We start from the raw sequence: 7,286 nt of genomic DNA, 5'->3' as shown, positions 1-7,286 counted from the left end.
AAGCATGGCGCGATCTAAGCGCCGGGCTTGAATGAAAAAACCCGCCTTGGTCAAAGCCAGGCGGGTTTTTTTATGGGGCGGTATAACCGGAGTTCAACGCGCTGCCTGTGCTGGCCTCTTCGCGGTGGTTTGGCGCTCCGGAAAACCGGCTACAGGTGCAATGGAATCCATGAAATCCAGCATGGTATTACCGGGCTTGTACGAGCAACTGCCTTTGTCCCCTGCCGGCATCGCACAATCTTGTGATCCCGTGCCCCGGCGAGGGCTACGCCCTCGATCGCGACACGAGGCCTGCTCCCACAACGCCCGCTGCGCTGGGCGGGGAGTCCAAATCGAGCTCGCCTTGCCAGCTCTTGTGGCAGCAACTGTCTTCTACCGAGGTAATCACAGTCCCTGGCCCGGCATTACCGGGCCCTGTGGGAGCGTGCCTTGTGCCGCGAAACGAGGGCAGAGCCCTCGCCGGGGCGCAGGACTGCCATGTTGTGCGGTGGTGGCAGGGAACACCGGATACAGCCAGCGTGATCGACACTTCGAGCGCCTACCTGGAAGACGGTGTGAAGCAGGTGCTGGCCTTGCTGGCCGTCGCTACCAGGCGGCCATCAGATAACTCCTACACATCATTCGCCTTTTTCGCTGACCTAGTTCCACTCTTTCGGATGGGCCCTGTTTCTGCCGTCCATACACTTGCTCCCGGTAAAATCCTTACCAAGACCTGGGGTAAAAAATGAAACGTGGCATCGGCAAGACAATCGGCGCGGCAGTAATGGCTCTGGCCGCGATTCCAGCCAGCGCATCTGAAGTCGTCCTCGCGTCTGGGGACGTGGGCCAGCCTTGCTGTCCGTTCAGCGACTTCAGCCTCAAGAACGCGATTCAGCCGCTGGAAGGCTCGACACAACGGCTCATGCAACTCAACGGTGTCCAGTTCAGCTGGAAGGACTCCGGCCGTGAAGACATCGGGCTGATCGCCCAGAATGTGGAGCAGGTGTTTCCGCAGCTGGTATATGAAAAGGAAGGCCTGCTGACGGTCGACTATCAGAAACTGGTCGCCCCGTTGATCGAGTCGGTGCGTGAGTTGAATGCCCGCATCGAGAAGCTGGAGCGGGCACAGACGAAATAGGCGCCGAGCTCCAGCGATAACCCATAAAAAAGGCCTCTTTCGAGGCCTTTTTGTTCCATCTGCTTAACGCTTGAGCCCGTACTGCTCATCCAGCATGCCCGGCGAGTTCGGCGTTTTTGGCGCGTAGTCGCGTGGCACTTCGGCGGTGTCTTTCGGCGGGGTCAGGCGATCACGCGGGCCTTGGGCCGCATCGGAATGCAACGAAGCGAGCAGGCGCTGGCGGGTCAGTTCGTCGAGCGCCAGGCGGTTGGCGCCGTCGGCCAGGTGGTCCTGGACATCCTGGTAGCTCTGGGTGAGCCTTTTGACCAGCGAAGCGGTGCTGTTGAAGTGAGTGACCACCTCATTCTGATAACTGTCGAAACGCTGCTGGATATCATCCAGCTGGCGCTGTGTACTGCTCGGCGCCGCATTGGGCAGCACGCGGGCAACCACGAAGCCAATGACCACGCCCACGACAAGGGCCAGGGTCGGCAACAACCAAACCAGGAGCGAGAGTTCCACGAGTCCTTCCTCTATAAACGGCTTTGCTTTACGTTAACGGCTCGGACCTGCGCTGTATACCGCGAGCGATCGCAAATATCTCAGAACAGAATTCTTTCAGCTAGACGAGTCGACCCATTCCGAGGTCACGGAGTAGTGCCTTGCTTATCCGCGAAACCCCTGTATTCATCGACGGCCCGAGCGGCCAACTGGAAGCGTTGTACCTCGATGCCGCCGAGCCACGGGGCGTGGTGCTGATCTGCCATCCCAATCCGGTACAGGGCGGCACCATGCTCAACAAGGTGGTCTCGACCCTGCAGCGCACCGCCCGCGACGCCGGCTACATCACCTTGCGCTTCAACTACCGCGGCGTCGGACAGAGCGCAGGCAGCCATGACATGGGCAGTGGCGAGGTCGATGATGCCCAGGCCGCGGCCGGCTGGCTACGTGCCACTCACCCCGGCCTGCCGCTGGTGCTGATGGGCTTTTCCTTTGGTGGATTCGTCGCCGCGAGCCTTGGCGGCCGCCTGGAAGCCGAGGGTGTGGCGCTGCAACATCTGTTCATGATTGCCCCGGCGGTCATGCGCCTGACCGCGGAGCACAGCCTGCCCCGCGACTGCCCGCTGACCCTGGTGCAGCCGGACACCGACGAAGTGGTCGAGCCGCAGCGTGTGTACGACTGGTCCGACGCACTGCCACGCCCCCATGAGCTGCTGAAAGTGGCAGAATGCGGACACTTCTTTCATGGCAAGCTGACCGATCTGAAGGATCTGGTCCTGCCGCGTCTCTCGAACTGAGCCAAGCCTGATCAAGCGATAACCCATGACTACGCGCATCCTTACCGGTATCACCACCACCGGCACCCCGCACCTGGGCAACTACGCCGGTGCCATCCGCCCGGCGATCCTCGCCAGCCAGCAACCCGGTGCCGACTCGTTCTACTTCCTGGCCGACTACCACGCCCTGATCAAGTGCGATGACCCGCTGCGTATCCAGCGCTCGCGCCTCGAGATCGCCGCCACCTGGCTGGCCGGTGGCCTGGACCCGGAAAAAGTCACCTTCTATCGCCAGTCCGACATTCCCGAGATCCCCGAGCTGACCTGGCTGCTGACCTGCGTCGCCGGCAAGGGCCTGCTCAACCGCGCGCATGCCTACAAGGCCTCGGTGGACAAGAACGTCGAAAACGGCGAAGACCCGGATGCCGGCGTGACCATGGGCCTGTTCAGCTACCCCGTGCTGATGGCCGCGGACATCCTGATGTTCAATGCGCACAAGGTCCCGGTCGGCCGTGACCAGATCCAGCACGTGGAAATGGCCCGCGACATCGGCCAGCGCTTCAACCACCTGTTCGGCAAGGGCCAGGAATTCTTTGTCATGCCTGAAGCGGTGATCGAGGAAAGCGTGGCCACGCTGCCGGGCCTGGACGGTCGCAAGATGTCCAAGAGCTACGACAACACCATCCCGCTGTTCAGCAGTGCCAAGGAGATGAAGGGCGCGATCTCGCGCATCGTCACCGACTCGCGCGCGCCAGGCGAGCCGAAGGACCCGGACACCTCGCACCTGTTCACCTTGTACCAGGCCTTCTCCACCCCTGCGCAGGCCGCCGAATTGCGTGAAGAGCTGTTGCAGGGACTGGGCTGGGGTGAAGCCAAGCAGCGCCTGTTCCAGCAGCTGGACAGCCAGCTGGGCGAGGCGCGCGAGCGCTATCACCAGCTGATCGCCCGTCCGGCCGACCTCGAGGACATCCTCCTGGCAGGCGCCACGAAGGCGCGCAAGACCGCCAGCCCGTTCCTCGAGCAACTGCGCGAAGCCGTGGGCCTGCGCTCGTTCCGAAGCACCGTGCAGGCCGCGGGCGAGGTGAAGAAGAAGGCCGCCAAGAACGCCCGTTTCATCAGTTTCCGCGACGAGGACGGCAGCTTCCGCTTCCGCCTGCTGGCGGCCGATGGCGAGCAACTGCTGCTGTCGCGCAGCTTTGCCGATGGCAAGAGCGCCGGTGGCGTGAGCAAGCAGCTGCAGCAGGGCGGTGAACTGGATGTGCGGGTCGAGGCCTTGAGCTTCAGCCTGTGGCTGGACGGTGAAAGCGTGGCCGAGGGCCCGCAGTTCAGCGATGCCAGCGCCCGCGATGACGCCATCGAAAGCCTGCGCGTGGCGCTGCAACCACAAGCGGACTGAGGCAATTTGCCGCAAGTCTGATTGCCATTATCCAGGGCCGTCGTTACAGTGACGGCCCGCTTTTGTTGCCTTGCTAACGACTTATGACGCCCCTAGAACGATATCAAGCAGATCTCAAACGTCCCGATTTCTTCCATGACGCGGCGCAGGAAACAGCGGTGCGTCACCTGCAGCGTCTGTACGACGATCTGCTGGCCGCGCAGCACAGCAAGCCAGGCATGTTCGGCAAGCTGTTCGGCAAGAAGGAACAGGCACCGGTCAAGGGCCTGTACTTCTGGGGCGGGGTAGGGCGGGGCAAGACGTATCTGGTCGACACATTCTTCGAAGCGCTGCCGTTCAAGCAGAAGGTGCGTACGCACTTCCACCGCTTCATGAAGCGCGTGCACGAGGAAATGAGGACGCTCAAGGGCGAGAAGAACCCGCTGACGATCATCGCCAAGCGGTTTTCCGATGAGGCGCGGGTGATCTGCTTCGATGAATTCTTCGTGTCCGACATCACCGATGCCATGATCCTCGGCACCCTGATGGAGGAGCTGTTCAAGAATGGCGTGACCCTGGTGGCAACCTCCAACATCGTGCCTGACGGCCTCTACAAGGACGGTCTGCAGCGCGCCCGCTTCCTGCCGGCCATCGCCCTGATCAAGCAGAACACCGAGATCGTCAACGTCGACAGCGGCGTCGACTATCGCCTGCGCCACCTGGAGCAGGCCGAGCTGTTCCACTATCCACTCGACGCGGCCGCGCACGAAAGCCTGCGCCAGAGCTTCAAGGCGCTGACGCCTGAATGCACCCAGGCCGTCGAGAACGACGTGCTGATGATCGAGAACCGCGAGATCAAGGCACGGCGTACCTGCGACGATGTCGCCTGGTTCGACTTCCGCGCCCTGTGCGACGGTCCGCGCAGCCAGAACGACTACATCGAGCTGGGCAAGATCTTCCATGCCGTGCTGATCAGCGATGTCGAGCAGATGGGCGTTACCACCGACGACATCGCCCGACGCTTCATCAACATGGTCGACGAATTCTACGACCGTAACGTGAAACTGATCATCTCGGCCGAAGTCGAGCTCAAGGACCTGTATACCGGAGGCCGTCTGACCTTCGAGTTCCAGCGCACGCTCAGCCGCCTGCTGGAAATGCAGTCCCACGAGTTCCTGTCGCGCGCGCACAAACCATGATCGTCCCGAGGGAGCGGCGCAAGGCCGCTCCCTCGGTGCTACCCAGCTTCCTGCACGAACTGCTGCCGGTACTGGTTCGGTGACAGCCCGGTATGCTGGCGGAACAGCCGGGCAAAGAAGCTGGCGTCGTCGTAGCCCACGTCGTAGCTGATGGTCTTGATGCTCTTGCGGGAGCTCGATAGCAATCCCTTGGCCGTCTCGATGCGCAGGCGCTGCAGGTAGTGCAGCGGCTTGTCGCCCGTGGCGCTCTGGAAGCGGCGCATGAAATTGCGGATGCTCATGCCGTGGTTGCGCGCGACATCCTCGAACCTGAACTTGTCCGCGAAGTGCTCTTCGAGCCAGTGCTGGATCTGCAGGATGATCAGGTCCTGGTGCAGCTTCTGCCCGCCAAACCCCATTCGCCCCGGCGTATAGCTGCGCTGCACCTCGTAAAGGATGTCGCGGGCCACCGCCTGGGCGACGTTGGCCCCGCAGAAACGCTCGATCAGGTAGATGTACAGGTCGCAGGCCGAGGTGGTGCCGCCCGCGCAGTACAGGTTGTCAGCGTCGGTCAGGTGCTTGTCCTGATTCAGGCGGACCTTGGGAAAGCGCTCGGCAAAGGTGTTGAAGAATCGCCAGTAGGTGGTCGCTTCCTTGCCGTCCAGCAGGCCGGCCTCGGCCAGCCAGAACACCCCGCTGGCCTCGCCACACAGTACCGCGCCGCAGGCGTGCTGCTCACGCAGCCATTCAAGGACCTGCGGGTAACGCTGGCGCAGTGTGTCGAAGTCGTCCCAGAAAGCCGGGAGGATGATGATATCGGCCTGTTCCAGCCCACCGTCGACCGGTAGCTGGACATTGCTGAAACTGTCCACGGGCAGCCCGTCCGGGCTCACCAGGCGGGTTTCGAACAGAGGTTGCAGGCCCAGGCCCATCTGCTTGCTGTAGCGCAGGCTGGCCAGGTGAAAAAAGTCCTTGGCTTGCATCAGGGTCGATGCGAACACGTTGTCGACGGCCAGGATGCTGACGCGCCGCAGGGATGCGCGGGGTTGGGTAAACATCATTGTCGTTGTTCTTATAAGGGAGAGTGGTCAATCACCGGCTGGATCGTCTTATTTTTTGCCGATCATGTCTACCCTGGGTTCCCGCACGACGGGCGGGAACCCTCCCGGGTCTTACGGGGCGGGGTTGGGCTGTTCCTGATGGATCGCTTCGAGGGCGGCCAGCAGCTCGTCGCCCAGTGTCAGGTCCAGGCTAGCCAGGTTGCTGCGCAGTTGCTCAAGGTTCGTCGCGCCAATGATGTTGCTGGTGACGAAGGGCTGGCGCGTGACGAAGGCCAGGGCCATCTGCGCCGGGTCCAGGCCATGGGTCTGCGCCAGGCTCACGTAGCGGCTGCACGCGGCCACGGTCTGCGGGTTGGAGTAGCGCGCGAAGCGGTTGAACAGCGTCAGGCGTGCCTGCTCGGGGCGCGCGCCATTCTCGTACTTGCCCGACAGCATGCCGAACGCCAGGGGCGAGTAGGCCAGAAGCCCGCACTGCTCGCGAATGGCGATTTCCGCAAGGCCCACCTCGAAGCTGCGGTTGAGCAGGTTGTAGGGGTTCTGGATCGACACCGCGCGTGGCCAGCCGCGGCTCTCGGCCAGCTGCAGGAACTTCATGGTGCCCCACGGGGTTTCGTTGGACAGGCCAATGTGGCGGATCTTGCCGGCGCGCACCTGTTCGTCCAGCACCTCGAGGGTTTCCTCGAGCGGGGTGAAGTGATCCTGCGGCAGGTGCTGGTAGCCCAGCTTGCCGAAGAAGTTGGTGCTGCGCTCCGGCCAGTGCAGCTGGTACAGATCGATGCGGTCGGTGCGCAGGCGCGCGAGGCTCGCGTCCAGGGCGCTGACGATGTGCTGGCGGTTGTGCCTGAGCTGACCGTCGCGGATATGGCTGATGCCGTTGCCGGGGCCCGCCACCTTGCTGGCCAGGATCCAGTCGTCGCGGTCGCCATTGGCCGCGAACCAGTTGCCGATGATGCGCTCGGTGGCGGCGTAGGTCTCGGGGCGTGGCGGCACCGGGTACATCTCGGCGGTGTCGATGAAATTGATGCCGCCGGCCTTGGCTTCGGCGATCTGAGCGAAGGCCTGGGCCTGGTCGTTCTGCTCGCCCCAGGTCATGGTGCCCAGGCACAGCGCGCTGACGTTCAGGTCGGTTCGTCCCAGCTTGCGATAGTCCATGCGTCTCTCCCTGTAAAATAAGCATCAAAGCAGGTTGTAATTTTTCGCGCAATCTGGATAATTCTGACCCTCTCCGTGTGTGGAAGTGATGCCCCGCCCTCTGGAGTAACCCTGCCGAATATTGGACGCGCTGACCCGAGCCCCCGA

General features: G+C 62.6%; 8 protein-coding genes. 5 read left to right on the top strand and 3 right to left on the bottom strand.

Features of this window, described 5'->3' with window-relative positions; translation table 11 throughout:
- Positions 1-518: 518 nt before the first annotated feature.
- Positions 519-728: a hypothetical protein gene (locus VJS90_RS07795; RefSeq protein WP_324120682.1), complete on the top strand. Its 210-nt coding sequence runs from the start codon at positions 519-521 to the stop codon at positions 726-728.
- Positions 725-1,117: a tail fiber domain-containing protein gene (locus VJS90_RS07790; protein WP_324120680.1), complete on the top strand. Its 393-nt coding sequence runs from the start codon at positions 725-727 to the stop codon at positions 1,115-1,117. Before VJS90_RS07795 ends, VJS90_RS07790 begins: the two co-directional genes overlap by 4 nt.
- A 63-nt stretch (positions 1,118-1,180) precedes the next feature.
- Here the strand turns inward: VJS90_RS07790 and VJS90_RS07785 are convergent, their stop codons facing one another.
- Positions 1,181-1,618, bottom strand: a complete 438-nt coding sequence (locus tag VJS90_RS07785; RefSeq protein ID WP_324120678.1) for a YhcB family protein — start codon at positions 1,616-1,618, stop codon at positions 1,181-1,183.
- A gap of 140 nt (positions 1,619-1,758) precedes the next feature.
- Here VJS90_RS07785 and VJS90_RS07780 point away from each other — a divergent pair, with 140 nt between their 5' ends.
- The 3 genes from VJS90_RS07780 (at position 1,759) to zapE (ending at position 4,947) form a co-directional block, all read left to right on the top strand.
- Entirely contained in the window at positions 1,759-2,394 is a 636-nt protein-coding gene (locus VJS90_RS07780; RefSeq protein ID WP_324120676.1) for an alpha/beta hydrolase, read from the top strand.
- Positions 2,395-2,419: 25 nt separating this feature from the next.
- Positions 2,420-3,769: a tryptophan--tRNA ligase gene (locus VJS90_RS07775; protein ID WP_324120674.1), complete on the top strand. Its 1,350-nt coding sequence runs from the start codon at positions 2,420-2,422 to the stop codon at positions 3,767-3,769.
- Positions 3,770-3,852: 83 nt separating this feature from the next.
- Positions 3,853-4,947: a cell division protein ZapE gene (zapE, locus tag VJS90_RS07770; RefSeq protein WP_324120672.1), complete on the top strand. Its 1,095-nt coding sequence runs from the start codon at positions 3,853-3,855 to the stop codon at positions 4,945-4,947.
- A gap of 38 nt (positions 4,948-4,985) precedes the next feature.
- Here the strand turns inward: zapE and VJS90_RS07765 are convergent, their stop codons facing one another.
- On the bottom strand, positions 4,986-5,885 hold the full coding sequence (locus tag VJS90_RS07765; protein ID WP_324120690.1) for a GlxA family transcriptional regulator: 900 nt from the start codon (positions 5,883-5,885) through the stop codon (positions 4,986-4,988).
- Between the two features lie 213 nt (positions 5,886-6,098).
- On the bottom strand, positions 6,099-7,139 hold the full coding sequence (locus VJS90_RS07760; protein WP_324120670.1) for an NADP(H)-dependent aldo-keto reductase: 1,041 nt from the start codon (positions 7,137-7,139) through the stop codon (positions 6,099-6,101).
- Between the last annotated feature and the right edge of the window lie 147 nt (positions 7,140-7,286).

It is taken from the genome of Pseudomonas sp. (genome assembly GCF_035277045.1).
Lineage (GTDB): Bacteria > Pseudomonadota > Gammaproteobacteria > Pseudomonadales > Pseudomonadaceae > Aquipseudomonas.
Note: the sequence above shows the minus strand (reverse complement) of the source record. Positions and strands in the feature narration are given on the sequence as shown.

Coding starts and splice junctions, on each gene's coding strand:
- VJS90_RS07790 (WP_324120680.1), top strand. CDS start 725: ATGAAACGTGGCATCGGCAAGACAATCGGCGCGGCAGTAATGGCTCTG.
- VJS90_RS07775 (WP_324120674.1), top strand. CDS start 2,420: ATGACTACGCGCATCCTTACCGGTATCACCACCACCGGCACCCCGCAC.
- zapE (WP_324120672.1), top strand. CDS start 3,853: ATGACGCCCCTAGAACGATATCAAGCAGATCTCAAACGTCCCGATTTC.
- VJS90_RS07760 (WP_324120670.1), bottom strand. CDS start 7,139: ATGGACTATCGCAAGCTGGGACGAACCGACCTGAACGTCAGCGCGCTG.